General features: G+C 53.1%; 19 protein-coding genes, 1 tRNA gene and 4 pseudogenes. 17 read left to right on the top strand and 7 right to left on the bottom strand.

Annotated features, from left to right (window positions below; all coding sequences use genetic code 11):
* Together JCM25143_RS15785 and mgrA are read left to right on the top strand one after the other, a co-directional pair.
* Positions 1-512: pseudogene (locus tag JCM25143_RS15785) on the top strand (hypothetical protein); the annotation flags it as partial.
* A 64-nt stretch (positions 513-576) separates the two neighbouring features.
* A complete protein-coding gene (mgrA, locus tag JCM25143_RS01420) occupies positions 577-1,575 on the top strand; it encodes an L-glyceraldehyde 3-phosphate reductase (RefSeq protein ID WP_025859777.1) in 999 nt (332 codons plus the stop codon).
* Between the two features lie 40 nt (positions 1,576-1,615).
* On the opposite strand, the pseudogene JCM25143_RS15790 reads toward mgrA, so the two are convergent.
* A pseudogene (locus JCM25143_RS15790) lies at positions 1,616-3,725 on the bottom strand (TonB-dependent receptor domain-containing protein).
* Positions 3,726-4,001: 276 nt separating this feature from the next.
* On the bottom strand, positions 4,002-4,541 hold the full coding sequence (locus JCM25143_RS20535; RefSeq protein ID WP_025859778.1) for a hypothetical protein: 540 nt from the start codon (positions 4,539-4,541) through the stop codon (positions 4,002-4,004).
* A gap of 134 nt (positions 4,542-4,675) precedes the next feature.
* Here JCM25143_RS20535 and JCM25143_RS01435 point away from each other — a divergent pair, with 134 nt between their 5' ends.
* Together JCM25143_RS01435 and JCM25143_RS01440 are read left to right on the top strand one after the other, a co-directional pair.
* Entirely contained in the window at positions 4,676-5,416 is a 741-nt protein-coding gene (locus JCM25143_RS01435) for an energy transducer TonB (protein ID WP_081773431.1), read from the top strand.
* Positions 5,417-5,467: 51 nt separating this feature from the next.
* Positions 5,468-5,542, top strand: a tRNA-OTHER gene (locus JCM25143_RS01440).
* Positions 5,543-5,856: 314 nt separating this feature from the next.
* Here the strand turns inward: JCM25143_RS01440 and JCM25143_RS15800 are convergent.
* Positions 5,857-6,749: pseudogene (locus JCM25143_RS15800) on the bottom strand (LysR family transcriptional regulator).
* A 212-nt stretch (positions 6,750-6,961) separates the two neighbouring features.
* Here JCM25143_RS15800 and metF point away from each other — a divergent pair.
* Positions 6,962-8,020 carry a methylenetetrahydrofolate reductase [NAD(P)H] gene (metF, locus tag JCM25143_RS01450; protein ID WP_025859780.1) on the top strand — a complete coding sequence of 353 codons (1,059 nt, stop codon included), beginning with the start codon at positions 6,962-6,964 and terminating at the stop codon, positions 8,018-8,020.
* Positions 8,021-8,076: 56 nt separating this feature from the next.
* Here metF and JCM25143_RS01455 read toward each other — a convergent pair whose 3' ends face one another.
* The 3 genes from JCM25143_RS01455 to JCM25143_RS01465 form a co-directional block, all read right to left on the bottom strand.
* Positions 8,077-9,105: a methionine synthase gene (locus tag JCM25143_RS01455; RefSeq protein ID WP_025859781.1), complete on the bottom strand. Its 1,029-nt coding sequence runs from the start codon at positions 9,103-9,105 to the stop codon at positions 8,077-8,079.
* Positions 9,106-9,116: 11 nt separating this feature from the next.
* The gene (locus tag JCM25143_RS15805; RefSeq protein WP_234394847.1) at positions 9,117-10,115 is read right to left on the bottom strand and encodes a putative oxygenase MesX; all 999 of its coding nucleotides are present in this window, start codon (positions 10,113-10,115) and stop codon (positions 9,117-9,119) included.
* A 665-nt stretch (positions 10,116-10,780) separates the two neighbouring features.
* Positions 10,781-11,506, bottom strand: coding sequence for a peroxiredoxin-like family protein (locus JCM25143_RS01465; RefSeq protein ID WP_025859782.1), 726 nt, complete (start codon positions 11,504-11,506; stop codon positions 10,781-10,783).
* A gap of 303 nt (positions 11,507-11,809) precedes the next feature.
* Between JCM25143_RS01465 and JCM25143_RS22210 the strand changes: the two genes are divergently transcribed.
* The 7 genes and pseudogenes from JCM25143_RS22210 (at position 11,810) to JCM25143_RS01495 (ending at position 20,540) form a co-directional block, all read left to right on the top strand.
* Complete coding sequence (locus JCM25143_RS22210; RefSeq protein WP_159101572.1) at positions 11,810-11,974, top strand: hypothetical protein; 165 nt, start codon at positions 11,810-11,812, stop codon at positions 11,972-11,974.
* Positions 11,974-13,014: an NAD(P)-dependent oxidoreductase gene (locus JCM25143_RS01470; RefSeq protein ID WP_025859783.1), complete on the top strand. Its 1,041-nt coding sequence runs from the start codon at positions 11,974-11,976 to the stop codon at positions 13,012-13,014. The genes JCM25143_RS22210 and JCM25143_RS01470 overlap by 1 nt, the downstream gene beginning before the upstream one ends.
* A 67-nt stretch (positions 13,015-13,081) precedes the next feature.
* A pseudogene (locus JCM25143_RS15810) lies at positions 13,082-13,880 on the top strand (class II aldolase/adducin family protein).
* Positions 13,881-13,958: 78 nt separating this feature from the next.
* A complete protein-coding gene (locus tag JCM25143_RS01480) occupies positions 13,959-14,942 on the top strand; it encodes an ABC transporter substrate-binding protein (protein WP_035370320.1) in 984 nt (327 codons plus the stop codon).
* Positions 14,943-15,153: 211 nt separating this feature from the next.
* Complete coding sequence (locus JCM25143_RS01485; RefSeq protein ID WP_025859785.1) at positions 15,154-16,485, top strand: LLM class flavin-dependent oxidoreductase; 1,332 nt, start codon at positions 15,154-15,156, stop codon at positions 16,483-16,485.
* Positions 16,486-17,108: 623 nt separating this feature from the next.
* Positions 17,109-19,301 (top strand): TonB-dependent receptor, encoded by a 2,193-nt coding sequence (locus tag JCM25143_RS01490; RefSeq protein WP_234394848.1) that lies wholly within the window; start codon positions 17,109-17,111, stop codon positions 19,299-19,301.
* A gap of 96 nt (positions 19,302-19,397) precedes the next feature.
* On the top strand, positions 19,398-20,540 hold the full coding sequence (locus JCM25143_RS01495) for an acyl-CoA dehydrogenase family protein (RefSeq protein WP_035370322.1): 1,143 nt from the start codon (positions 19,398-19,400) through the stop codon (positions 20,538-20,540).
* 345 nt (positions 20,541-20,885) lie between these two features.
* On the opposite strand, the gene JCM25143_RS01500 is transcribed toward JCM25143_RS01495, so the two are convergent.
* On the bottom strand, positions 20,886-21,539 hold the full coding sequence (locus JCM25143_RS01500; protein ID WP_025859788.1) for a 2-hydroxychromene-2-carboxylate isomerase: 654 nt from the start codon (positions 21,537-21,539) through the stop codon (positions 20,886-20,888).
* Between the two features lie 450 nt (positions 21,540-21,989).
* On the opposite strand from JCM25143_RS01500, the gene JCM25143_RS23090 reads away from it, so the two are divergent.
* From JCM25143_RS23090 to JCM25143_RS23105, 5 genes are all read left to right on the top strand, one after another.
* A complete protein-coding gene (locus JCM25143_RS23090; protein ID WP_234394849.1) occupies positions 21,990-22,532 on the top strand; it encodes a Plug domain-containing protein in 543 nt (180 codons plus the stop codon).
* Positions 22,496-23,704 (top strand): TonB-dependent receptor domain-containing protein, encoded by a 1,209-nt coding sequence (locus JCM25143_RS23095; protein WP_234394850.1) that lies wholly within the window; start codon positions 22,496-22,498, stop codon positions 23,702-23,704. Before JCM25143_RS23090 ends, JCM25143_RS23095 begins: the two co-directional genes overlap by 37 nt.
* Before the next feature lie 128 nt (positions 23,705-23,832).
* Complete coding sequence (locus JCM25143_RS23100; RefSeq protein ID WP_234394851.1) at positions 23,833-24,381, top strand: TonB-dependent receptor domain-containing protein; 549 nt, start codon at positions 23,833-23,835, stop codon at positions 24,379-24,381.
* A 6-nt stretch (positions 24,382-24,387) separates the two neighbouring features.
* Entirely contained in the window at positions 24,388-25,365 is a 978-nt protein-coding gene (locus JCM25143_RS01510) for a LysR substrate-binding domain-containing protein (protein WP_035370311.1), read from the top strand.
* Positions 25,352-25,540 (top strand): hypothetical protein, encoded by a 189-nt coding sequence (locus JCM25143_RS23105; protein WP_234394852.1) that lies wholly within the window; start codon positions 25,352-25,354, stop codon positions 25,538-25,540. The genes JCM25143_RS01510 and JCM25143_RS23105 overlap by 14 nt, the downstream gene beginning before the upstream one ends.

The raw sequence follows: 25,540 nt of genomic DNA on the forward strand, positions 1-25,540 counted from the left end.
GGCGCTTTTGTGGGCGGGCTGTTGCCCGGCCTGTTCCAGACCGCTCTGCGCTCACGCGAGCGGGCGCGGCGTCTGGTTATGGGTGTGGCGGCAGCTGCGTGGTGCCCATGCTGTTTGTTTACGACAGCCACACGGTTGTCGTCAGTCTGGGTATTTTTGCACTAACACTGATGGCCCATCAGGTTTTTTCTACCAATCTTTTCGCGCTCATGACCGAGTGGGCACCAGCCCCGCTTGTCGGGCGGATTATGGGGATTGGCGCATTCTGCGGCAATCTGGGTGGAGCCGGGCTGTTATGGCTGACAGGCTGGGTGCCCATGCCGGTGGTTCTGGGGCTGTGCAGCTTGTCCTATCTGGTAGCATGGGGGCTGTTATGGGTATGGGCCTCTCCCGACTGGTTGGAGCGCGTCTTTGGCGCGCCCCGGCAGGGTGGGGCAGAGGCGGCAGGGCCATCTCTGCACAGCCGGAATGCTGTGCGTGCGCCGGTCGAGCGCATGGTTCCGGCAGAGTAGCCACAGGTAGTTGAAGCGGCTTTGGTTTCATTTCGCGTTTTTTGTTTTCTGACAGGATTGTTTTATGGACTGGTTTCCTTCTCCCGCACGGTATGAGGCTGCATCTTTTCGGCGCTGTGGTCTGTCCGGTCTGGATTTGCCGCCTATTTCTCTCGGGCTTTGGCATAATTTTGGCGAGACAGATGTATTCGCAACCGCTCGTGCGGTAGTGCGGCGGGCATTTGACCGGGGCGTGACCCATTTTGACCTCGCCAATAATTACGGCACGCCTTACGGTTCAGCCGAGCGCAATTTTGGTGAAATCCTCAGGCGTGATTTTCAGGCTCATCGTGATGAGCTGGTGATCACCACCAAGGCTGGGTGGGATATGTGGCCCGGCCCATATGGTCAGGGTGGTTCGCGCAAATATCTGCTGGCATCGCTTGATCAGAGCCTTAAACGCATGGGGCTTGAGTATGTGGATATTTTCTATTCGCATCGCCCCACTCCCGATGTTCCGCTGGAAGAGACCGTTGGCGCGCTGGTGCATGCGTACCGGCAGGGCAAGGCGCTGTATGTTGGTATTTCCTCCTACGATGTAGCAGGCACGCTGAAAGCGGCTGAAATCCTGCAGCGCGAAGGCGTGCCTTTGCTGGTGCATCAGCCGGTTTATTCGCTACTCAATCGTGATATCGAGCACGGCCTGCTGGATGCGCTTGAAAAAATTGGCGCGGGCTGTGTCGTGTTTTCGCCGCTGGCACAGGGGCTGCTGACCGACAAATACCTGAACGGCGTGCCCGAGGAATCCCGTGCGGCCAAAAGCCGTTATCTGGACAAAGGCGCACTTACGCCTGCTCTCTTAACAGTCGTGCGTGAACTCAATGACCTTGCCCGTGCACGTGGTCAGAGCCTTGCCCAGATGGCCATTGCCTGGACCCTGCGTGACAGGCGGGTAACATCCGCTATTGCGGGAGCGCGTACTGTGGCCCAGCTTGATGAAACCCTCGATGCGCTCAAAAATGCTACATTTAGCGCAGAGGAACTGGCCCGGATCGACCGCAGTCTGTCCGCCCTTGAAGGTTAAGCCACAAAGGCCCCGGCCTGTGCCGGGGCCTGTCTGGTGTTCAGAACGATGCGGCAAGGCTGACATTGAAGGAGCGCCCCATGCCGGGCACGCCGATATGCTGGCCTGTGCTTTTTTCGGTTTCCACCAAAATACCACCCAGCGGCATGTAGTAACGCTGGTTGAAAATATTATCGATCCCAGCGCTAAGCGTCATCATATGCCATGTGTAGCTGCCCCCCAGATTGAGCAGCGCGTAACCCGGTGTGCGGGGTTCAAGGCGGATCTGGTCTACTGTGGTTTTGGATTTGACCAGTTCCAGCTCTACCCGCCCTGTCCACCGACCTACGGTTTCGTTCAGGGCCAGCGTGCCATGGAGCGGCATCTGCTGGTACAGGCCTGAATGGCTGACCATATCCTGCCCGCGTACCCAGCTGAGCGTGCCTGTCAGTTCGCCCTTGCCGTAGGCGGGCGTATTCCACACCGTGTAATGGCCGGATGAGTTGATGCCGTACATCTGGGCATCATGGTTGACGAACTGCAGGAGCGAGCCGTTCAGTTTATTGCTGCTGCTGGCCAGCGAGCGCAGCACCTGTACGTTGATGTAGTTATGAACATAGGTGTAATAGGGCTGTACTTTCAGTTCCCAACGGTTTTCCGCCGAAGGGTCGTGCCAGCGGAATGTCATGCTGGCGGTGTGGCCGACCTCGGATTTCAGGTCGATATTGCGACATAGCCGTTACCATCGCCAAACCAGCCGATCATGGTTGAGGCCATGGTGCCCCGGCCCCATGCGTAGCGCTCGTACAGGTTTGGTGCGCGGGATTTGCGGGCATAGCCTGCTTCAATATCCAGATCATCCCGCACACGGTAACGCGCCATGGCTGTGACATCGAAATTTACATCCGTGCGGGCGTGGTTGCGGGCATTGAAAGCCTGTGCCGCCTGCGCGTCTGTGGCGTTCATCATGCCGGTCCATGAATACGGGGCGACATTGCCGGTATCCATCATAACCAGATCATTGCGCAGGCCTAGCAGGGTGGACAGGCGCTCTGTCCAGTGGGCCTCCCATTCGGCAAAATGCCCCAGTCGGTTACGATGGCCGTTATTGATGGTGTGGAATGTATCCGGCCCCATCATCATGCTGCCTGCTATGGGCGGCCACCAGTCGTTCAGCCCCTCATGGTCGAAGGAGCTGCCAAGGCGCAGTGTGTGGGCCAGCCCGAGTGGGATCGTAGCCTTGAGCGCATATCCGGCGGTGCGGGAATCATCGTTCATTGGCATGTCGCCGGTTTTGTCGGGCAGCATGTTCATGGCATGGGTGACACGCCGCCAATAGCCGCGTGCTTCCAGAGTGCCCCAGTTGAATGTGCCTACGTATTTACCGTTCACGGCGGTGGAGCGGTTGTTGGTCATATCCATATACTGGTTGGGAAAACCCTCGCGCGGGGCATCCTGCTGGCTGAATGTGAGCACAAACAGGTGGTTGCGCTTGTGTATGCCCAGGGTAACATCATGCGTATAGCGCAGATATTCGGTAGACAGGACACGGCCAAGCCCGCCGCCTGCATCATAATCTCCCGACTCATCATACGATGCGTTGTAACGCAGGCTGAGTATATCATTGGCTACGGTCAGGCTGCCTGCGGCCGAATAGGCACCGCCATTGCTGCGATAGGTGCCGCGCGCGCGCCCTGTCACCAGAATTTTGCCATGGCGGGCAAAGCGCGGGTCTGCCCGCTCTACGTTGATGGTGCCGCCCAGACTGTCTCCCCCATTACTCACGGGGGTCAGGCCTGCCGTTGCGGTGGCGGTCTGCACGCTGTCGGGATCTATGTAGACAGGGCCGGGTTCATGTGGTTGGGGCAGGCGGGGGCGATGCGCACACCGTCTACCACGGTTGCCACACGATCATCCGCCATGCCGTTCAGCACTGGTAGGTTGGCCAGACGACCACCGCCGTAGGTGGAAACACCGGGCAGGTTCTGTAACAGCGAGGCAGAATCCGGGCTGGAAAGACGCGACATCCGCTGGCTTGCCTTATCGGGGCTGGAGGCGGAAAGCGGGGCATCGGCAAGAGAGGGTTCATCCTGCGTGCCATCGGCCTGCGTGGTGGAAATATCCACGCGGGGCAGGGTTACGATGGTTCCGGCAAATGCGGGCTGGATCATGCCAAAAAACGCAATGACCCATGGGCAGCCGTAAGCGATACGGCCGTTATTAAAGCGGGACATACTGAAACGGTCCTGAAACTGGAATCCTCGGGGGTCACGCGCCGGTTTTCTGCCTGACCGTGCCCGCGTGCATGACTTTTTCGCGCAGGCCAGTCAGGTGGCATGCTGCGGTAAAAGATGTGCGTTATGGCTGTCGAGCAGGGAGCCGGAATATCCCACCCATGCGGTGTTCCTGTTCAGGGAGCGCGCAGGGGCAGGTGCGTGACCGGGCTATTAAAGCTGTGCGAGGAAAGTGGGCGGGCCACAGGCCGGGGGTAGGCCGAGGCTGATAGCCGGACAATGCCCTATGTGTGCTGTTGGCAGGGCAGAACGGTGCCAACCCAGCAGCAGAGTAGGCAGCGTGATAGCGAAAGAAGGAATCGCTACGGTAAGGGTAAGGAAAGAGCAGAGCGGACAGCCACCGTTATCGTGGCTGTGTTCCGGGCAGTCCGAGGGCGGGGCCTGACCCGGCGGAGCCATGCCCGCCCGGTGGTAAAGGGGGGCGTGTGTGTCTGCCGGTGCGGGGTGGTGGGTATCCTGCGCGGCAGTGCCCATGTCCATGCCGGGCATGCCCATCGGCATGGCCTGATGCGCAGTTGTGGCGCTCTGATTGGGGGCGATATCGATCCCGGTAACGCGGATCAGGGTTGCACGTGGGAGTTCGTTGGGTAGCGAGAGCGTCTGTATGGCCTGCAGGCCCGTAAAGCCACCAAGCGTCAGCAGCAGGAGCGGCCAAAGCAACAGCTTTCTGAGCATGGGGTGGCGGACAGACATCACGAAATCCGGTTGCTACAACTGGGCCACATGCGCGGGGGCTAGGGCGCTCCGGTTGTGCGCCTGTTAGCGGGTCTCTGTCAAATATCCGTGTCCTATGGCATTCTTGGTGCCGGAAGGCAGGTTGAAACGGGATGACTAACGCAAGAACAATGCCCGGTGTAGATATGTGGCAACGCCTGATCCCTCCTGATGACAGGGCAGAGAGCGGGTTAGCGTCCCGTCATGGTTACGGGCGACTGGCTGGTGTTGTTGCGGTGGCGCTGGCGGTGCATGGGCTTGTTGCGGGGGGGCTTCTGTTCTGGCCGCGTGAACAGCCCGTAGGGAGCACGCAGGCAACAATAGCCATGGTTTTTGAGCCTCCCGCTCCCCCTGCTCCGCGTCCGGTGCCTGTGCCGGAACAAAATACGCAGCAGACCGAGACACAGCCACCAATGGTGACACCGCCTGCCGCAATGCAGGAAGAAAGCGATCTGCCATCCGCCTCTTTGCCGCGTAAACTGTCAGCCTCGCATCAGCAGATAACAGTAGCCCCGACTACATCCCTGACGGCACGCAGTGTTCCGCCGCAGGCTGCCCCGGTGCTTTCACGCCCACCTGCGGCGGCTCAGCCTGAAGGAGCGGAAAAACTGTCGTGCTCACCCGTGCATGCCCGTTATCCGGCCATGGCGCGCCAGTTGCAGGAAGAGGGCGAAGCCATGGTGCAGGTGGTGCTGGATGCCGGTGGTCAGGTGGTGGAGGCGCATCTGATCCGCAGCACGGGTTATGATGATCTGGATGAACAGGCGGTGCTAACCGCGCGCTCCATGCAGTGCACGCCCCCGACCCATCCCCCCCTGACAGGACGGATACCTGTGGCGTTTCACATCCAATAAAAAACTTGTGCATGGTGGGTTTTTCCCCTAGGAAGCGCCATGCCTCAGCTTGTCCTGTTCGTCTAGAGGCCTAGGACATCGCCTCTCACGGCGACAACACGGGTTCGAATCCCGTACGGGACACCATTGGTTTTGCTGGGTTTTTCAATCCAAAATTTCATTCAATGTCATCAGGAACCCTGTGTGCAGGCAATTCCTTTCAGGTATTCCGGGTCAAATTGTCGGTAAACCTTTCTTGGCATTGCCGGGTCTGTAGCAAGCGCAATCGACGGCCTGATCTATTGGCACCCTGTCCATAGCAACGCATGATGCAATGCTGTGCTTGCCGAAGATTTGATCGGCGGATGTTTGTGGGTTTTGGGAAAAAAGAGCGTTTTCTAATCTACTTACTCTCTGAAAAAGATGAGGCTGTTTCGTGATAAAGAACGGAATCTTTGACTTCAGGCGCGAGGTGAAGCTGCAAATTCAATAAAATCGCGCAGATAGCGAATGTCTTCATCGGTCTCCCGATGGCCAAGAAATATCTGCTTTGCAATGCCCTTTTTCCCAAGTCTGATTGGGTAAAGTTCAAAACGGGCGGCATATTCTTTTACAAGCCAGCGCGGAAGTGCTGCGACACCCCTTCCATGCGCCACCATGACCAGCATGATGTCGGTCGTTTCGATCTGCTTCTGCTGTCGTGGAGCAATCCCTGCTGGTTGCAGAAACTGCGTGTAAATATCAAGACGTTCAGACGGCACGGGATAGGTAATCAATGTTTCATCGGCAAGCTGTTCTGGCAAAACAAACTTTTCATTACGGAGAGGATGTTCGGGGCCAACAGCCAGCACGAGTTCATAATCAAATACCGGGGTGAACTTCAGACCGGGTTTGTAAAGCGGGTCAGGCGTGACCAGAATATCAATTTCGTTACTGAAGAGTGCGCCGATCCCACCAAACTGGAATTTCTGCCTGACATCTACATCGACTTTTGGCCATCTCTCCAGATAGGGCGAGACCACCTTGAGGAGCCACTGATAGCAGGGATGACACTCCATGCCGATACGCAGTGTGCCCCGGCCACCATTTGCAAATTGTTCAAGGCGGCTTTCCGCCAGTTCAAACTGTGGAAGCAGGCGGTTCGCCAAGGCTAATAGCCATTCGCCTGCCTGCGTGAGCACAAGGGATCGTCCTTCTCGCCGCCATATCTTGACGCCAAGCTGCTGTTCAATCTTGCGGATAGAATGGCTGAGCGCTGGTTGGGTCAGGTTCAGGCGTATCCCGCTGCCGTTAATGAACCTTCTCGCGCCACTTCCTGAATGATTGTCAGGTGACTGCGTTCCAAAACACCCATGGTTCACCTCGCCAATGCACAGGATTCATATAGTCATAAAAACATATCATTTCAGTTCATTTTCATAAACTCATATCATGACCTCCTACATGTTTCATTCGGATTTTTTTCATGGTCGCAACAGCCATTGCCGCAGGTTCCGATGCAGAGGTTAAAAGCAAACATCCTTTTTATAAGAGGGGCATGATAAACAGTTCCTTGTTAGGGCTGACATGAACCGCGCAGTCAAAAACTGGCTTTCCAGCCAGTCGACCGATCATAGCTCGTTGTGTGCCACGGATAGGCCTGTGCCAGGGCTCTCTTTCGAATTTGTTCCGCCGAGAACAAACGCGATGGAGCAGCGGCTCTGGCAGTGCATCAGGCATCTGGCGCCGCTTGCACCTAGTTTTGTCTCGGTCACCTATGGGGCCGGCGGAACTACACAGGCTGGCACGCTCTCTACCGTGTTGCGTTTGAAGCAGGAGACGGATCTTGTTCCAGCCGCTCACCTGACCTGTGTCGGCGCGACCCGTGAGGACGTGGATGACCTCGCCCATCGTTATTGGGATGCAGGCGTCAAGCATATCGTTGCCCTGCGTGGTGATCCTCCTACTGGCGCGGCTGACTACATCCCGCGGTCGGGTGGCTATGGCCATGCCTGCGACCTCGTGGCTGGCCTGCGTCGTGTTGCGGATTTCGAAATTTCTGTTGCTGCCTACCCCGAAACCCATCCTACAGCGTCAAGCCCAGAAGCCGATCTGGATAACCTCAAACGTAAGCTTGATGCCGGAGCGACACGGGCCATAACCCAGTATTTCTTTGATACTGAAACCTATCTGCGTTTTTTCGACCGGTGTCTGGCTGCCGGAATTACCGCACCGATCATTCCCGGCATTATGCCAGTTTCGAACTACGAGCAGATCATACGTTTCTCAGCATTATGCGGGGTAACGGTGCCAGCATGGCTGACGCATTTGTTCGAAGGAACCGTTGAGAACCCTGAACTCCGGCGTGTGGTCGCCAGCATCGTGGCGGTAGACCAGATCCGTCATTTACAATCTTACGGAATCAACGAATTTCATGTTTCAACGTTGAATCGCTCTGACCTGACTTACGCGATTGCCCATATGCTCGGAGCACGACCAACGGAGCACTGCGCAACGGAGAAATTGAGAGAATGTTCCGTAAGGGCTGAGAGTATTGATGAGCGAGAAGGCCTGCCAGATTTTGACGCCTCCGAACGGACACAAGAAGGTGCTCCTCCATTCATGCTGCGCACCCTGTTCGGGTGAGGTCATGGAGGGCATGAACTGCGTCATGCCCTCCATGACGCTCGACAGGCGGCCTGTCAGGCTGAGAGTTCTTTCCGAACGATTTCAGCACCCGCGCCCAGAGCATTGAGTTTGCCTCGTGCCACGGCACGCGGCAAAGGCGCCATACCGCAGTTGGTGCAGGGATAGAGCTTGTCTGCATCGACAAACTGCAATGCTTTTCGTAAAATATCCGCGACTTTCTCTGGTGTCTCAACGGTTTTGGTGGCCACATCAATGGCACCAACCATGACCTTTTTCCCACGAATAAGCTCGATCAGATCCATCGGAACGCGGGAGTTCTGACACTCAAGAGAAATCAGGTCGATATTGGATTTCTGCAGCTTGGGAAATATCTCTTCGTACTGCCGCCATTCGTTGCCAAGAGTATTTTTCCAGTCCACATTGGCTTTGATGCCATAGCCATAGCAGATATGAACTGCGGTTTCGCATTTCAGTCCCTCAATGGCTTTTTCTAGTGTAGCGATGCCCCAGTCATTCACCTCATCAAAGAAAACATTGAAGGCAGGCTCGTCGAACTGAATGATATCGACACCAGCCGCTTCCAGTTCTTTTGCTTCCTGATTGAGAATCTTGGCAAATTCCCATGCGAGCTTTTCGCGACTCTTGTAGTGTCCATCATGGAGTGTGTCGATCATGGTCATGGGGCCAGGTAGCGCCCATTTGATGCGTTTTTTTGTCAGTGTGCGTAGAAATTTTGCGTCTTTGACAAACACTGGCTTTTCGCGTGCCACGGCACCGACAACGGACGGCACACTCGCATCGTAGCGATTGCGAATTTTAACCGTCTGACGGTTCTCAAAATCAACACCACTAAGATGCTCAATAAACGTCGTGACAAAATGCTGACGTGTCTGCTCACCATCGCTGACGATATCAATGCCAGCGCGATCCTGATCGTCCAGTGTCAGGCGCAGAGCGTCCTGCTTGCCTTCAATCAGTTCTTCTCCCTGCAGTTTCCAGGGAGACCAGAGTGTTTCGGGCTGCGCGAGCCATGAGGGTTTGGGCAGGCTACCTGCCGTTGAGGTGGGGAGAAGCGTTTTCATGAAAGATGTCCTTATGTCTTGGATGGATCAGGCGGCGTAACTGGCAGACCACTGTTCAAGAATCGTATGATACGGCTTGATGAAATGCTCTTCCGTATATTTCCCCTGTGCGGTCGCCAACTGGTACGTTCCTCACGGTCGTAGACAATTCGGGTGTTGGAATAATCCTGATACTTCAGACTGGGCTGAAAAAAATCAGCCGCCGCCGCATTGGTGTTGTAAATTTCAGGACGGTAAATCTTCTGAAAAGACTCCATCACACTGATGGTGCTGATAAGCTCCAGAGTGGAGTAATCAGACAAAAGATCACCAAAAAAATAGAACGCCAGAGGTGCGACACTGTTGGCAGGCATGAAATAACGGACCTTCATGCCCATTTTTTCAAAATATTGATCTGTCAGTGAGAATTCACGCTGCTGGTATTCAACGCCCAGAACAGGATGCTGATTTTCTGTCCGGTGATAGGTTCTGTTCGTGGAGACACTAAGGCATATGACAGGAAGCTTCCTGAAGTTTTTCTTGTATGCACTGGAATTCATGACGCTCTTAAAGAGATTCCCGTGTAAATCACCATAGTTATCGGGCACGCTGAATTCTGATTTGTCTTTATTGTAATGAGGCAGCAATACGCTGAAGTCATAATCCCTCACATAAGAGGAAAAACTGTTCCCTGCCAGACCTTCTATGCGTTTGTTGTCTCTTTTATCGATGATTGTTGTGTAAAGAACTTCGATTAGAGGAAAACTTCCACGCGCTCCCGCAAAGGCGAGATCCATTTCTACGGTAACGATTTCAAGTTCAATGGAATAACGATCACCCTTAGGGTTATCCCATCGCGCCAAGTCATTAAAACGATTATCAATCATTTGCAGGACATTGCGCAGGTTTTCCTGCCGGCTCTCCCCTCGTGCCAGATTGGCGAAGTTGGTCGTGAGACGAGTCCTATCCGATGGATGGTAATTCTCATCAAAGCGGAGTCGGTGGATATTGAATGTTGAATCCTGAATCATTTTGGTTCTGCTTGCCTTTTCGCACGAAAAACCAGAATTTGGTTTGTGGTGGTTCAAGGGCCCCCAACATTTGTTTCTGATTTTCTTAAGCGGTAATGGTCATGTCTGCTGTTAAGTAGCGGTGCCTGTCTTATGCCCTAATGGAATAGTGAATGGAAATGATTTGAATTCATTTAACCATTAATTTCATGCATAATATGGGTCGTAATATTGTATCCAAAGAGACGAAAAGGCAGAATCTTGATGTGCTCGAACTTGTGGGTTTACGGTTAGAATAAAGACCGTGAACGACTGTGCATGAGATGGTCCCTGAATATAAATAAATACTTTTCGATTTATTGATGAAAATACGAATATAAAATCTGCGCAAAGCACTGTTTTTTTGCATATTAAGTATTTCTGCTCGGTGAAGGGAGGCTACATTGGGAGCCTAATGCCGCAAAAAGAAATATTTTTTACTATCATGAATATGAAGTCGGGCAACAATTAGTAGAATAATAAAAATTAATTTGGGTGTTCTCTGGTAGTATTTAAATATTTTTTCTTTACAATATCGCGGCGCAATACTGGTTCGAATTCCGCATGGGGTGCTATTGGCTTTGTAGTTTTTTATCATCTCTGATTGTCTGGACTCATATACTTAGCGGGTATGGCACAGTTTTGCGTCATGGCATCCCTTCATGATCCCAACGGAGCAAGGGGCATTTCAATCCGGTAGCTGCCAGAGCAGCCAGAACATGAGCGCTTTCCGTGCGGTTCATCCAGTCAGGAGAAACGTCAGCAAAATAAACGCGTCGACCGGGCCCTACGATCAATATGGTGGATTTTGGTAACTCCCAGACATTATCAAGACCGTTTATTGTGGCACTGCTGGTGCCTTGGGTAACGGCCGCCTGACGTGATGCCTCGTCATAGGTGTAGGTTATTCCCAGCGTGCGTGACAGGGCTAGTCCCCTATCTGTCAGAACAGGAAAAGGCAGGCTGTGACGTTTGACGATTTCAGAAAGGGCTATTTCAGGTTGGGGTGAAATTGCCACCAGAGGTACTCCGGCGGCATGGAGTGTTGGCCAGAGCGTTTTCTGATAGTGCGACAAGGCCAGGTTGCAGGCAGGGCAGCCAGCAAAACGGAAAAATACCAGCACTGCCGGTCCATGCCTGACCAGATCGTCTAAAGATACGGTTCCACCATCAACAGAAGGCAGAGTGAAGGCCGGGATTATATCCCCTTCATGCACGATGCGCGCGGCTGCTGCGGTGCCATGTTCATGCACAAGCAGAGCACGCTGATTGATGTTGATGGCTAGTGCTTCAGGCGCCCATGTAACTCTGCGCTCTTCTTCAAGAGCACGAAACTTTGCACGAAGAGAGTCGGCAGCTACGGGTGTCGTCATCAAAGGCCTCAATGGAAAAAGTGGGATCGTTCAATTCTCCCGTAAGACCATCTGCGTTTCATAAGGAGTTTTTGTCATCTTTTACTTGAGGCAAATTCATTGATCGAAATGCCTAGGCTGAAGCGGCGCAGAAACCATGGATTGTACTATGTGAAGGCCGTTTAAGGACTTCGGTAATTTGTGGACTTTGCAAGGCGTATTAACAGAGATGAAGTGCAGGTTGAGTATTCCTCACTTGATGCACATTAACTCTGGTGATTTCTTTCATATCACTGGGAAATGCTGTCATTAAAGGAGCTGCATATGTCACCTGAGCTGACTGGTTCTCTCAACATTCGCAGCTATCCAGATGGTTTGGTATTTGGAATATCAAGAAAAAGAGAAAAATATATAAAGATAAATTATAAAATGGTTTCTATCAGTCGTCGAATCTGCGCACATGGCGCAGACAGCATGCAGCAGCCATAATGGCGCCTTCACGTCCCCTCCTGCTTAACCAGATCGGCGCTCCCGTAGCGGGGGTTCTGGCAGAATACGCGCAGCAGGTCAGGATTCTGCCAGTCGGGAATGCAAATACCCTGCCATGGCTTACGCATGGGGCGGACATCCTCTTTACTGCGCCATCACCAGCATGGTTGCAAGCGCCCATCAACCCACCTGAAGAATGGCGGAGCGGGCCGCGCTGGGTACAGATTGCATCTTCTGGCATAGATGGTTTTCCAAAATGGGTGACACAGGACAGGATTGTAACCTGTGGACGAGGAGACGCAGCGACACCTATTGCCGAATACGTCATGGCGGCTCTTCTGCGGCATGAGCGACAGGTTGATGCGCTGCATCCCACCTCATCACGGGAATGGGAAAAAATCACGCTCTCGGCACGGAACGGCGTTCAGGCTGGGTCTCAAAACGCCATCCGTATGGGCACCTTACACGGGCGGGTTTTGGGGCTGGCAGGCTATGGTGCTCTTGGTCGCGCCATAGCTGCGCGGGCGCGCGTTTTCGGCATGCGTCTTTGCGTTTTGCGCCGCAAATCATGGTCAGCAGACAACGCGGACAGAAAGAGTCTTGAATATGAAAGCGATATTGAAAATTTCAAGATAGTAAAAACATTAGCCGAATTGTTCCGCGAGTCTGATCATCTGGTTCTGGCTATGCCACTAACAGAGGAAACACACAGGATCGTAAATGCTGATGTGCTCGCGCAAAGCCGCCCTGGGCTGCATCTTATCAATGTCGCGCGTGGTGGTCTGATCGATCAGGACGCGTTGCTGACGGCGCTGGATGCGGGCCGCCCTGCTTTCGCGACGCTGGATGTCACCACACCGGAGCCGCTGCCAGACGGACATGCGTTCTATATCCACCCACGCGTAAGCCTGACAGCGCATGTCAGTTGGGCCGGGCCGGAAGTGCGGGCCAATCTTGCCCAGCGTATCCGAACCAATCTCGCGCGCTATCTTTCGGGGGAGCCGCTTCTCGATACCATAGACCCCACGCGCGGTTACTGACTTCAACCCTATCCCATGGCCACAGGTTGTTCCCCAACGATATGGCCAGCAAACCGAAGGACAGAACATGAACGCCATTGCCCCTGACACAATCATTGCACCACAAGCTCGTGCATTCCAGCTTACCCCGCGTAAACCGGTAGCCTCTCACGAGGAAGAACGCCTGCACCGCAGGCAGCGTCTGGCCGCGACATTCCGCCTGTTCGGGCGGTATGGTTTCGATCAGGGACTGGCAGGACATGTTACCGCGCGAGATCCTGAATTTCCCGAACGGTACTGGATCAACGCTGGGTGTACATTTCTCACAAATCAGGACTTCAGATCTTCAGCTTGTTGATCATGATGGCAATATTCTGATCGGTAACAGGCCTATCAATACGGCGGGTTTCACCATTCACTCCGCCCTGCACAAAGCCCGTCCGGATGTTATCGCCGCCGCCCACACCCACTCCACCTATGGTAAGGCTTTTTCAGCACTTGGCACGCCGCTTCTGCCTCTGACACAGGATTCCTGCGCATTTTACGATGACCATGCCCTTTTTAACCCGTTTTCAGGTGTCGTGCTGGAAGACAGCGAAGGGGAAAAACTGTCCCAGACACTGGGTAATCGCAAAGCCATAATCCTACAGAATCATGGTCTGCTGACCGTTGGCACTTCGGTCGAAGCCGCCGCATGGTGGTTCATTACCATGGATAATGCCGCGCATGCCCAGTTGCTGGCTCAGGCCGCAGGCACGGTCAGACCAATCGCCCCGGATGTTGCCCGTAAAACGGCCTCTCAGGTTGGCAGCGATCTGGGCGGGTATTTTTCCTTTCAGCCGCTGTGGGACTGGATCGTGGCGCAGGAGCCGGATCTTCTCGACTGACGCCTGAGAAGACCGCTTCTGGCGTGGCGCTGTTTCTGCATTGTGTTGAATTTATCCCTCAATGATGAAGGGTTTTTCATGTCTGTACAGTTTTCTCGCCGTCGTCTGAACCTCGGGGCGCTGGCTCTTCTTGCGGGGAGCGTTACATCCGGCCCCCGCTCGGCCCATGCGGCGGACCTTTCCTCCGTTACGTTGCGCGTTGCCAGCTATCGGGGGTGGGATTCATCTTTGTTACCTGCCACCAATCTGGCTGATTTTCCTTACAAGGTTGAGTTCAGTGAGTTTAACTCGGGAAATCTCATCGCGCAGGCTATTCATGCCAACGCGGTCGATCTGGGGGCGTGGAGCGAAGTTCCCCTTGTTTTCATTGCCGCCTCCCGTGCGAATGTGAAGGTGGTTGCAACACTTGAGGGGCCATCGACCGATCAGGCCGTAGTGGTGCCAGCCAACTCTCCCGCCCGCTCCTTTGCTGATTTGCGCGGAAAGAAAATCGGCTATATCCGCTCCACCACCGCCCATTATTTTCTGTTGAAAATGTTGCAGCAGGCTGGTCTTGGCCAGACTGACGTAACACTCGTCCCGCTTGGGATGAGCCAGGGAGTGACAGCCCTGAAGTCTGGCAGTCTCGATGCCTGGGCTACATACGGATATATCATTCCGCTGCTTGAAAACGACGGCTCCGCCCGTATCCTGCAAAGCGCGCAGGATATTCTTTCGGGCCATTATTTTCTCGGGGCCAATCCGGCACGGTTGCCTGACCCTGCCTTTTGTGCGGCGGTGGCCGACTACTTCAGTCGGCTTGGAAAAGCTTATGCACTTATGGCGCATGATAAGAAACACTGGGCTAAAGTTGTGGCACCGATCGTTCAGTTGCCTCAGCAGGCTGTCCTGCGTGATCTGGAGGCGCAGAACCGTTCCTACCGGATACGGCCATGGACGGAAAACGATATTCAGAGTGCACGCATCGTTGCGGATACCTTCATCGAGCAGCGCCTGATACCGGCGGATCTGGATCTGCGGCATGTTTTTTCCGATGCATTGTTTTCATCACTGCATGGATAAAAAGAGAAAAAGGATGAATTTTGAATAAATAATAATATTACTTTCAAATGGATTATGTGTTTTTCTGATTTGTTTTGCATGACACATTTAATGAATTAAGATTTCTTATTATTATTTATTCATTTCTATCTCCACAATAAATTTCTGATTTGCCGCTGCCTCAACGATCGTGCGGCGGGTCTTTCAATCCATTGACGGAAAGCCAACCGACATGACACAAAAACGCAAAATCAGACTTGGTTTCATTCTGCATGGTGTGGGTCGTACCTGGGACGACTGGCGGCACCCAGACCGCGACGTGCGCGCCAGCACCAGTTTCGCGCTGTATCGCAAACAAGCGCAACTGGCTGAAAAAGGAAAGTTCGACTTTCTGTTTGTGGCAGACAGTCTTTCCATTAACGAAAAATCCAGTCCACATTATCTCAATCGTTTTGAACCTTTGACCATTCTTTCAGCACTGGCCGCCGTAACCGAACATATCGGCTTGGTGGGAACGCTGAGTGTCAGCTACACCGAACCTTTCAATGTCGCACGTCAGTTTGCCTCCCTCGATCATATTAGTCATGGCCGGGCCGGGTGGAATGTCGTTACGTCATGGCTGAGTGATACCGCCGCCAATTTCGGGGGAAAGGAGCATCCGGCCCATAGCGAACGCTACCGTATTGCGGCTGAACATCTGGAAGTTGTCCAAGGCCTGTGGGACAGTTGGGAGGACGATGCGCTGGTAGGTGACAAGGCCAGTGGAGTGTTCGTAAACCCTGACAAGCTGCACCGTCTTGACCACACCGGGCGTTACTTTCAGGCGCGGGGGCCGCTCAATATCGGTCGTTCTGCTCAGGGGCAACCGGTGATCTTTCAGGCTGGTGCTTCCGATACGGGTCGCGGCTTTGCCGCACGCCATGCGGAAGCGGTGTTCTGCGGTCCTGCTGATCTGGAGGAAGCCCGTATTTATTATAAAGACCTGAAAGGACGCGCCAGAAAACTGGGACGCAAGGCGGATGAGCCGCTCATTCTTCCGGGTGTGGCCCCCATTATAGGCCTGACGGACGAAGATGCTGAAGCGCGGTATCAGGAGCTTGTCGCCCTGACCTCCATCGACACGGGGCTGGGCCTCCTTGCTCGCTCTTTCAATGATCTCGATTTCCGGCAATATGATCTGGATGGTCCGTTTCCCGATGTCGCGCATATTGGCAATGAGAGTAACCAGAGTGCCTCTCAGCGCATTCTCAAGCGGGTAAAAGACGCCAATCTCACGATCCGGCAGATTGCGCTCGAACTGGCTACGCCCCGTGGTGATTTTGTTGGTACGCCAGAAAAAGTGGCGGATGCGCTACAAAACTGGTTCGAAACTGGTGGAGCGGATGGGTTTGTTGTTTTTGAACCGCTTCCCGGTCAGCTTGAGCTTTTCGTGGAGCACGTCATCCCCATTCTGCAAAAGCGTGGCCTGTTCCGGAATGAATATGAACATGCAACATTCCGCGAGAATCTTGGCCTGCCTTTTGCCGTCAACCGTTATGAGCTCAGGCAAACGCAGGTGGGATGAGGGTCACTAGAAACTGCATCTGGATCGGTCATGTCATCTGATTAGGCAATAGAGTTCAGGAAGAAATGATCTATAGCTGGCATATCAGGGCGCGTTACACAGAGTGGCACGCCTCGATATGCCTTTTTTGAATCCTGTATATGCGGGCAGCGGTTCTGTTTCTGGCTTTGTAGTATGCAGGGTTAAATAGTTCACAATTATAAAAATATACTTAAAATACTTCAGTTTTTTTTATAATTCTGTTTGATATAAATCACGGAAATTATTGGGGAATAGAATTGAAACTCCACGGAAATTTCCGATACAAATTTGTAAAGATGCAATTCAATGTGAATATTCCCTATATTTGAGGATATTTTATGTCCATATCAAGCAAAGCTTATGTAGTGAATGACATGGCCGCAAGAAAAATGCGTTCACGAGCGCCTCATGTTTTAGGGGCGGCATGGTGCGCAGTTCTTCTGAATGTTGCCGGATACGAGGCCAAGGCAGCGGAACACACCTCGCGGCCTTCTAAACAGGCCACCAGACAGCCAGATACAACATCGACAGCCATTGCAGGTAAAGAGCCGTCCGGGACGCATGGCAGAACAAAAACGACCAAAACTGCTGGCCGTGCTCTGGTGGGAGGTAGTGAGACACTTTCGGTGCGCGGTCGCTCACGGAATGAAAGGCGATTGCAGGAACTACAGAAAACGCCGGTATCAGCCTCGCTTCTGACAGCGCAGACACTTGAGCGTCTGGGTGTCCAGAACACCCGACAACTGGCGCGGTTGACGCCTAACCTGTATATTCCCAACAGCATGCCTGGTTATTCGGTCAATAATTATTTCATTCGTGGCATAGGAGAAATCGACCCGCAGGGTGAACCATCGGTAGGGACTTATATCGATGGTGTTTACCTGACCCGCAATATGGGCACCATGCAGGAATTGCTGGATGTGGGGGATATCCAGATCGACCGCGGGCCGGTGGTTTTTTCAGGTCACCAATCTGAAGGTGGGGCGGTAAGGATCAATACTCTCGTGCCGACCAATACGCGCCATGTCGCAATCCAGACCGGCTATGGCACGTATAATGAATATCAGGTGGGGGTCGCGGCCAGCGGTGCGCTTATTCGTGACAAGGTCTATGGCAGCATAGCCTTTGGCCGTCATGCCCGTGATAGCATCGACCATAACTACACGGTTAATAAAGGCACAAACGACATCGACTATACGCAGGCGCGTGGCAAACTGCGCTTCACGCCGAATGAGGATTGGGACATTACACTGGCATTTGACGGCACAGTGGATGGCAGCACAAACCGTGGTGTTGGTAACCTGCTCAATCCTTACATTTACGGCAACTATAACCGGATCTATCCTAAAAATAACTATAGCGAAGCAGGGTTTACCGCCAATATCCGCTATACGCTTTCTTCACATCTTTCCCTTCATGCGACGACCGGCATACGGGGTTACGACGATAAAGGCATGTATGACAATTTTGGCGATTACTATTCACGCGCCACACAAAATCTGAATTACCGTAACCGTGCCTATTCAGAAGATATCCACCTGCATGGAGATTACGGCAAGGTCAGTTTCAACACGGGGGCTTACTTCCTGTATGAAGCATGGCTTACGCAGCGATGGGCGAATAACGCGCAGGGTACGCTTGCCACGAATACCGCGCCCGATGTGCTGACCATCCCGGTTTTTGGCAACATAAATCAGCTTAACCGTAACTGGGCTGTCTATGGGGATGCCACATACCATATCACCCCGACCCTGACCTTTACGGCGGGCCTGCGTTTTAACTGGGAAAGTCATTCGAATAGTGAAACCCTGTCCTATCTGGGGCCTGCCTCTTCAAAATATGTTGCAACCCCGACAGAGGCACTTGCTGCCCTGAACTGGGGCGCGCCAACCGGCCTTGCCTGGCAGGCTGATGCATCTACAAGCTACGTTCAGTTGCTCCCCAAGGGTGTATTGAGCTGGCAGGCTCTGCCCAATCTCATGACCTATGTGTCGATTTCACAAGGGGGTAAATCTGGCGGTTTCGATTTTCGTGCTCAGACCCCAAGCGCTACAGGCGCGTTACAGGCCACTACGCCTTATCGGCCGGAAACCGTCACTACATACGAAATCGGTGTCAAGGCAGACCCGGTTCCGGGTCGCGTACGTTTTAACGGTGCCATCTTCTGGAACCAGTTTGACGATATTCAGTTGACCGTACCCAACGCGCTGACCGGCCTAACCCAGCGTTATAATGCAGGTAACGGACATTCGGCCGGTGCCGAGATTGAAACCTCCATCAAGATTACAAAAGATCTAGACCTGCATTATACCGCCTCTTACCTCTATGCTGTTCTCGACAGCTATTCGGGAACGAGGCAGCAGGTTACGCTGGCCAGCGGTCAGGTTTACAATACAACACCCTATGCCGGGGCTGCCCTACCTTATTCTCCTCGTTTCCAGACAATGGGTGCGCTGACCTACCATCTTCCGCTTAACCTGCCCGGACGGTTTGAAATTGGTGCGGATGTTTCCTTCCAGACTGCCGCCTATACCAGTTCGGCCATTAATCCGCAGACCCGGATCGCGCCACAGACTTATATCAACGCCATGGCCAGTTGGAGCAGTCCCGACAGGCACTGGAGTGTTCAGGCGACAGGCCGCAATCTGCTCGATCACAGATATATCCAGTCTGAAAGCCTTGGGTTGATGAAGGAAACAACAAAAACCGGTGCCACTGTGTATGCACCGTATTACGAGGGCGTGTATTTTGCTGATCCACGCACGATTTTTGTATCAGCCAAATATTCATTTTGAACGTCAGATGGAATTTCTGAACCTGTCTGGCATGCACAAAACCGGTTTGACAGCAAATGGATTAATGGCACTATGAACGGATCATGGATCAATACAATGCCTGATATCGCAAGTGATGTGCCAGATGAACTGGTGCGGCGCTTCGCCTCGCGCGCAGCCGATTCCGACCGTAAAGGTGAGATCGGGTTCGAAAATATCGAAGACCTGCGCAAGGGGGGGTATCTCGCTTTGGCGGTGCCACGGCAGCAGGGCGGCGGCGGTGCCTCATTGCGCGAAATTGCGACTGTTGTGGGAAAGGTAGCGGAAGGTGACCCTTCTACGGCGCTTATTCTCGCCATGCAGTATCTTCAGACCGTTGCTATCGTGCGGTCTGAAAGGTGGCCGGGCACCGTGCGTGACGAAGTTATTGAAACCATTGTCCGTTCCGGTGCGCTGCTCAACGCATTGCGGGTCGAGCCGGAGCTAGGAACCCCGGCACGCGGTGGTATTCCGGCTACGCGGATACGCAGGGATAAGAACCGTTATCTGCTTTCAGGCCGCAAGATTTTTTCCACCGGCTCCTCAGCGCTGCATTGGGGAGTCGTCTGGGCCGCCACAGCGGAAGAGACCCCACGCATTGGTCAGGTTCTGGTGCCGCTTGCCTCACCGGGCATAAGGATAGAGAAAAGCTGGCACCATCTTGGGATGCGCGCTACCGGCAGCGACACGATTATTTTCGAAGATGTAGAAGTGCCCGAGCGCTATCTCATCAATTTCGAAAGCAATCATGTCAATCCGGAAACCCCTGCGCTGGCTACTTGGCACATGGTTATTGTTCCTGTGCTGTATGATGCAATCGCACGTTCAGCCCGTAACTGGTTGATAGACTTTCTCGAAAGTCGCGTGCCGACTGCGCTTGGGCACCCGCTTTCGACACTGCCGCGTTTTCATGCTGTGTTGGGAGAAATCGACGGGTTGCTGCTTACCAACCGTGCCTTGCTGGAATTCGCATTGGTGCGGGCAGAAAATCTTATGATCAGTCCAAGCGAAGCCGCGCAAGTCAAGCGCCTGACAACTGAAAACGCCATTATGGCTGTTGCTCGGGCTGTTGAGGTGACAGGCAACCCCGGTCTTAGTCAGGACAATCCGCTCGAACGCCACTACCGTAATGTTTTGTGTGGGCGCATTCATACACCCCAAGCGGATGCCGTTCTTGAAGGAGCCGGGCGGGCTGTGTTTGAAAACCAGCGTGGCAACTGAACAAGGGCAGGGGGTGGCCTGTCAGTCGGTGGATGTTACGGCGAAGAGAAATGGCTTGTGCCGTACAAAACGGCAGCTTTCGTGTTCATTTTTCTTGCGCGTCTGATCAGAAAAGAGGTGAGTGATTTATTTCTGAAAAATAGAAAATATACGTATAGAATGAAATTTATAGTGTGATTTAATTTACATAATACTTATTGAGTTTTGGTGTTTTGTTCGGGTTATAATGAACGAAATTCTAAGGCTATATTAAAGACCTAGGAGTTTTTAGCTCTTTATATGCCTAGTCCCGACTTTGCGGTAACGCAAAGTCGGATTAGGTGTCGAACAAACGCCTCGAAATGCTCAAACAGTATTTTCTTTTTCCATAACCGCATGACTGAGCGTTTTCATGCTCTGCAATTTACGCTGTAAAAAGTCCAAACGGTCCTGACCCCAGAACAGTTCATTACCCAAGACGTAAGTGGGTGTGCCAAAAATGCCCAGATGTTCAGCATCTTCAAGGTTTTTGAGCCACGCTTCCATGACTTCTGGTGTGTCTGATGCTGCCAGAAGGGTTTTCCCGTCTGTACCTGTTGTTTCCTCCACCAATGCGCAGAGTGTCTCAGGGTCTGCTATGTCCCGGTCTTGCGCCCATAGTGCGGACTGGATACCCCATGAAAGTCCAGCTCCATCCAGCCCCTGTAGATCAGCCGCAATAACCAGACGTGCGGCGGGTTCGATGGTTCGGCATGGATAAAACTTTGGGTCCAGATTCAGGGGTAGATTCAGGAAGTCACGCCACCGACGTAATTCCACACGGTGATATTCCTGACGCGCGACAGGCCTTGTGCGCAGAGGAATGCCCCCATTAGCCTGAATAATACGGATAGGCCGCAGAATCAGACTGGCCCCTTCCTGCGCAACGATCTGCCTGAGCTTGGGAAACCCCAAATATGCCCATGGGGAGGAGATGCCATAAAAAGCTTCTACCACAGGGCGTGTATCGGTTTTGTTCATGATGGATGTCCTTATCATTACAGAAGACATTGTCTGAAGGGCGTGTATTCTTGCGTGGTTGAACGACTCCTTGCGTGAATTACCGCTGTTTGTCGCCCCCTCGCTTTTGCAGCCTCTGCCTCAAAGTGTTCGGTTCATAGTTTTGCCAGGCGTTTTGAACCTTCTTTTCATACAAAATAATCTTGGCATATAGATTCAGTGCAACACAATTACACTAATTAATAACGTATTAATATTTTGTAACTGTATGTTATAATTGTATTTTTTATGAAAAAATGACCCATTTCGTTTTCGATCCTCAACAGGGATGTGCCACGTATGGGCTTCCAAGGCATGAGGTTATTGAATTTATGTTGTCATGTCATTCATAAACATCATATACGTATGACGAAGGTATATTGTTGATTTATATATTCACTAATAGTGAATGTGTTTTGTGGAGCCTGTGCCATGGTCTTTGTTACCGCGAAAGTGCATTTCATACCGGTAGCGTTCGCCCTTACTTGCGTAAGCTCGGTAGCGCTGGCGACCACGGCACCTACGAAAAAATCGGGAACAGACAAGATCAGCCATCCGGCGCCTCGCACCGCGTCAGGTGTTGGGAACGCACATCCCAAGGCGGTTAACGGCCGCCAGGAAGATCTGTTTGTCGTGTCTAGCCGTGCGCCGAATGGTGTTAGCAATACCACGCCGGGTGGTGGGCTTTTGCCTATACAGACCGCGCCGCGGTTGCAAAGCGGTGTAACGCGGGATTTCATAGCCAAACAGGCGCAGACATCCAACGCGCTGAGTCTTCTCCAGATGTCACCCGGGGCCGTTGTCGGCAGTGCCGATCCTTTGGGCCTGTCAGATCATGCCGGTATCAGCGTACGTGGGATGGATGTCAGTGAACTGGGGCTTGTTTTTGAAGGTATGCCGGCTGGCGATCCAATTTATGGCATTGCTGACACTGCGGAATGGCAGATACGGAAAATATCTCCCGTATTAATCTGACACAGGGCAGCAGTGATATCGCAACCCCGTCCTACAGTGCGGTTGGCGGGCAGATCTCGGCAGAACTTCGGAACCCTTCAAGAAGGCGCGGTGGCTTTCTGGAACTGAGCGGTGGCACCCATGCCACGAACAAGGATTTCCTGCGTTTTGACACGGGCGAACTAGGGCATTCCGGTGTATATGCTTTTGTTTCAGGCTCTTATACTCGTAACAACAACTGGCGTGGCCCCGGCACAAACCGCCGTTATCATGTGGATGCCAAGCTGACCAAGAGCTGGGGTGAGGGAAGCCATACTGCTGTAGTGTTTACGTGGAACACGGTAGATGAATCCCCCACACGTTACCTGTCGCTGTCTCAGTGGCAGCAATATGGCCGGTCCTATAACTACGCAGGACAGTACACCCCCGGTTCCACGGATTATTACCGGCAATTCCAGTATGACCGTACATCGGTCATGATCAGCGCGCCAACGCATTTCATACTGACCAACAGCCTGAGCGCCGATGTTACGCCCTATTATCAGTGGATGAGCGGTTCTGTCCCCAGTGCGACAACGCTAAGCCCGGGCAAGATCTATTATGGCAACGAATCTGCCGGAACGATTGATTTTCCGACCGTTTACGACGGCAAGGCCGCCGTTGCGGCTATAGCGGGTTCCAACAGCTATAATGCAGGGTTCACGGGTAATCTTGCCCTGCACACTGGTATCAATACGCTGCGTGCTGGCTACTGGTATGGCAATCTGAACAAGAATTCCCTGTACGATTACGCTCCGATCAGCAGTAACGGCAGTATTATGGATGGCACTATCCGCACCCAGTCCGGAGCCGTGCTGGCGACAAAGAATTTCCATCTTATGCAGCAGGTCAACGGTTTTTATATCGAAGATACACTCTCCCTGCTCGACCACCGTCTGGATATTACGGCTGGTTTCAAGGAAGTTCTGATGTCCCGGTCCGGCACGAACAATATTCCCGGGGCAACGTATAGCTGGTCCACCAACACGGCTACGCCGCTGCCGCGCATGTCTGTCAGTTACAAGATCACGCCGCAGGATACGGTGTTCTTCAATGCCTCCACCGGCTTTCATGCGCCTGCGTCCGACGTGCCCTATTATGACGCATTCAACATGTCTACCGGCAAGCTTGCACCCGCGGCCGCACCGATCTGAAAAATGAATATGCAATCAGCGAGGAACTGGGCTTCAGGCATACGGGACTGGTCAATGTTTCTGTCGGTCTGTTTAACTATAACTTCACGAACCGTCAGGTATCCAGCTCGGTGTATGTCGATGGTGCCTTGACCACCAATTTCATCAACGCAGGCGGGCAGACAACCCGTGGTGCTCAGGCTGAACTCGCGCTGCGGCCATGGCACTATTTCAGCCCCTATGTGTCCGGGCAGTACCTGCATGCCACTCTCGACAACAACCTTGCCGTCGGGAACGATTATCTGCCGACAAAAGGCAAGACAGCGATCATGAGCCCCAAGTTTACGGCATCAATCGGCATCTCCTATGATGATGGACGCTTTTTCGGGAATGTCTATTTCAATTATGTCGACTCCCAGTATTCGACATTCATGAACGATGAGAGCATTCCGGCCTACAAGACTGCCAACGCCACACTGGGCTATCGCATGAAATCCTTTGGCTTCCTGCGTAGTCCGCAGATTATGGTTAATCTGATCAATATCGGAGACAGCAATTACCTGTCGGGGGTTTATTCGGCAAAGACCAATGCCAAGACAACCCGGGGTATCTATGGTACATCCATCGCCGGGAGTGCACCCACCTATTACCTTGGTGGTGGTTTTGCGACTGTTGTTGGAATTAGCACAGGCTTTTGATATTTCATGATAACGATGCGGCAAATCGAGGCGTTCCATGCTGTCATATCCATTGGCAGTATGACAGGGGCTGCGAAATATCTGGGACGAACGCAGTCCGCTGTCAGCCGCCTCATACTGGAACTGGAACAGGCTACGGGGCTGACGCTGTTCCAGCGCTCAGGTACACGGCTTCGCGCGTCGGAAGATGCCATGCTGCTTTACGAGGAAGTTCGGCGTTCGTTTATCGGCCTGCGCTCTATCGAGGACAAGGTGCGCGAAATTGCCAGCGGTGTGGGCCGCAGGCGGATTAATGTCGGGGCAACGCCGGCCCTTGCAAGTGGGATCGTTCCACGGGCCATAGCCCGCATGAATGATGACAGCACAACCACCCTGACAGCCATGACATCGGAAAGTGTATGCCATGCCGTAGCTGATGGCGGGATCGACCTCGGACTGGTCACGCTGCCTCTGGAGCATGAAAACGTGCACCTGCACTGGATCGGAGAAGCACCCTGTGTGGCGGTTCTGTCAGAGCAGGATCCGTTGGCGCAAGAAGCCGTGATCTCGCTTAAACATCTTTCTAACCGGCAGATACTGACAGTCGCTAATCCTTTTCGGCTCAGGGGCGTGGTTGACGTTGCGCTGAAAGCCAACGGCATCAGCACACAGGCCAAGCTTGAAACCAACACCTCCCTGACAGCCGTCTTAGCGGCACGGGAAAACCTGGGTATTGCACTGGTTGAGCCGGTTACGGCTTACGGTATTCCCGTGCAGGGTACGGTGGTGCGACCACTGGCCGAAATCATACCTTGGGTCTGGAGTGTTCTGACACCTGTTTTCAGGCCCTTGAACACCGAGGTCGAACGTCTGATCGAAAGTATCGGCAGCCTTGCGGAAGACTTGATCCCGGGCTTTCACCGGCATCCGCCTGAAGATCTGGAAAAACTTCAAAAGCGACTGTTCAGAGCAGGCGCGGAGGACAAAGCTCGTGGCACACGATAATGGCCTGACCAGACTGGAAGAGCGGCTGAAACGTGAAATGGAAGAGCTGAATCTTCCTGCTCGTTCATGGGTTTCCCAGACAAGCCAAGCAAACAAGCCTGATTATGATGTCATTGTCATTGGTGGTGGCATGCTGGGGCTGTCTGCCACTGCGGGCTTGCTGTTTCAGGCATAA

This window comes from Acetobacter papayae JCM 25143 (genome assembly GCF_000613285.1).
In the GTDB taxonomy this organism is placed as follows: domain Bacteria; phylum Pseudomonadota; class Alphaproteobacteria; order Acetobacterales; family Acetobacteraceae; genus Acetobacter; species Acetobacter papayae.

Excerpts from the sequence above, each read along its gene's own strand:
- mgrA (WP_025859777.1), top strand. The coding sequence starts at position 577 with ATGGACTGGTTTCCTTCTCCCGCACGGTATGAGGCTGCATCTTTTCGG.
- JCM25143_RS20535 (WP_025859778.1), bottom strand. The coding sequence starts at position 4,541 with ATGTCTGTCCGCCACCCCATGCTCAGAAAGCTGTTGCTTTGGCCGCTC.
- JCM25143_RS01435 (WP_081773431.1), top strand. The coding sequence starts at position 4,676 with ATGACTAACGCAAGAACAATGCCCGGTGTAGATATGTGGCAACGCCTG.
- metF (WP_025859780.1), top strand. The coding sequence starts at position 6,962 with ATGAACCGCGCAGTCAAAAACTGGCTTTCCAGCCAGTCGACCGATCAT.
- JCM25143_RS01455 (WP_025859781.1), bottom strand. The coding sequence starts at position 9,105 with ATGAAAACGCTTCTCCCCACCTCAACGGCAGGTAGCCTGCCCAAACCC.
- JCM25143_RS15805 (WP_234394847.1), bottom strand. The coding sequence starts at position 10,115 with ATGATTCAGGATTCAACATTCAATATCCACCGACTCCGCTTTGATGAG.
- JCM25143_RS01465 (WP_025859782.1), bottom strand. The coding sequence starts at position 11,506 with ATGACGACACCCGTAGCTGCCGACTCTCTTCGTGCAAAGTTTCGTGCT.
- JCM25143_RS22210 (WP_159101572.1), top strand. The coding sequence starts at position 11,810 with ATGTCACCTGAGCTGACTGGTTCTCTCAACATTCGCAGCTATCCAGAT.
- JCM25143_RS01470 (WP_025859783.1), top strand. The coding sequence starts at position 11,974 with ATGGCGCCTTCACGTCCCCTCCTGCTTAACCAGATCGGCGCTCCCGTA.
- JCM25143_RS01480 (WP_035370320.1), top strand. The coding sequence starts at position 13,959 with ATGTCTGTACAGTTTTCTCGCCGTCGTCTGAACCTCGGGGCGCTGGCT.
- JCM25143_RS01485 (WP_025859785.1), top strand. The coding sequence starts at position 15,154 with ATGACACAAAAACGCAAAATCAGACTTGGTTTCATTCTGCATGGTGTG.
- JCM25143_RS01495 (WP_035370322.1), top strand. The coding sequence starts at position 19,398 with ATGCCTGATATCGCAAGTGATGTGCCAGATGAACTGGTGCGGCGCTTC.
- JCM25143_RS01500 (WP_025859788.1), bottom strand. The coding sequence starts at position 21,539 with ATGAACAAAACCGATACACGCCCTGTGGTAGAAGCTTTTTATGGCATC.
- JCM25143_RS23090 (WP_234394849.1), top strand. The coding sequence starts at position 21,990 with ATGGTCTTTGTTACCGCGAAAGTGCATTTCATACCGGTAGCGTTCGCC.
- JCM25143_RS23095 (WP_234394850.1), top strand. The coding sequence starts at position 22,496 with ATGGCAGATACGGAAAATATCTCCCGTATTAATCTGACACAGGGCAGC.
- JCM25143_RS01510 (WP_035370311.1), top strand. The coding sequence starts at position 24,388 with ATGATAACGATGCGGCAAATCGAGGCGTTCCATGCTGTCATATCCATT.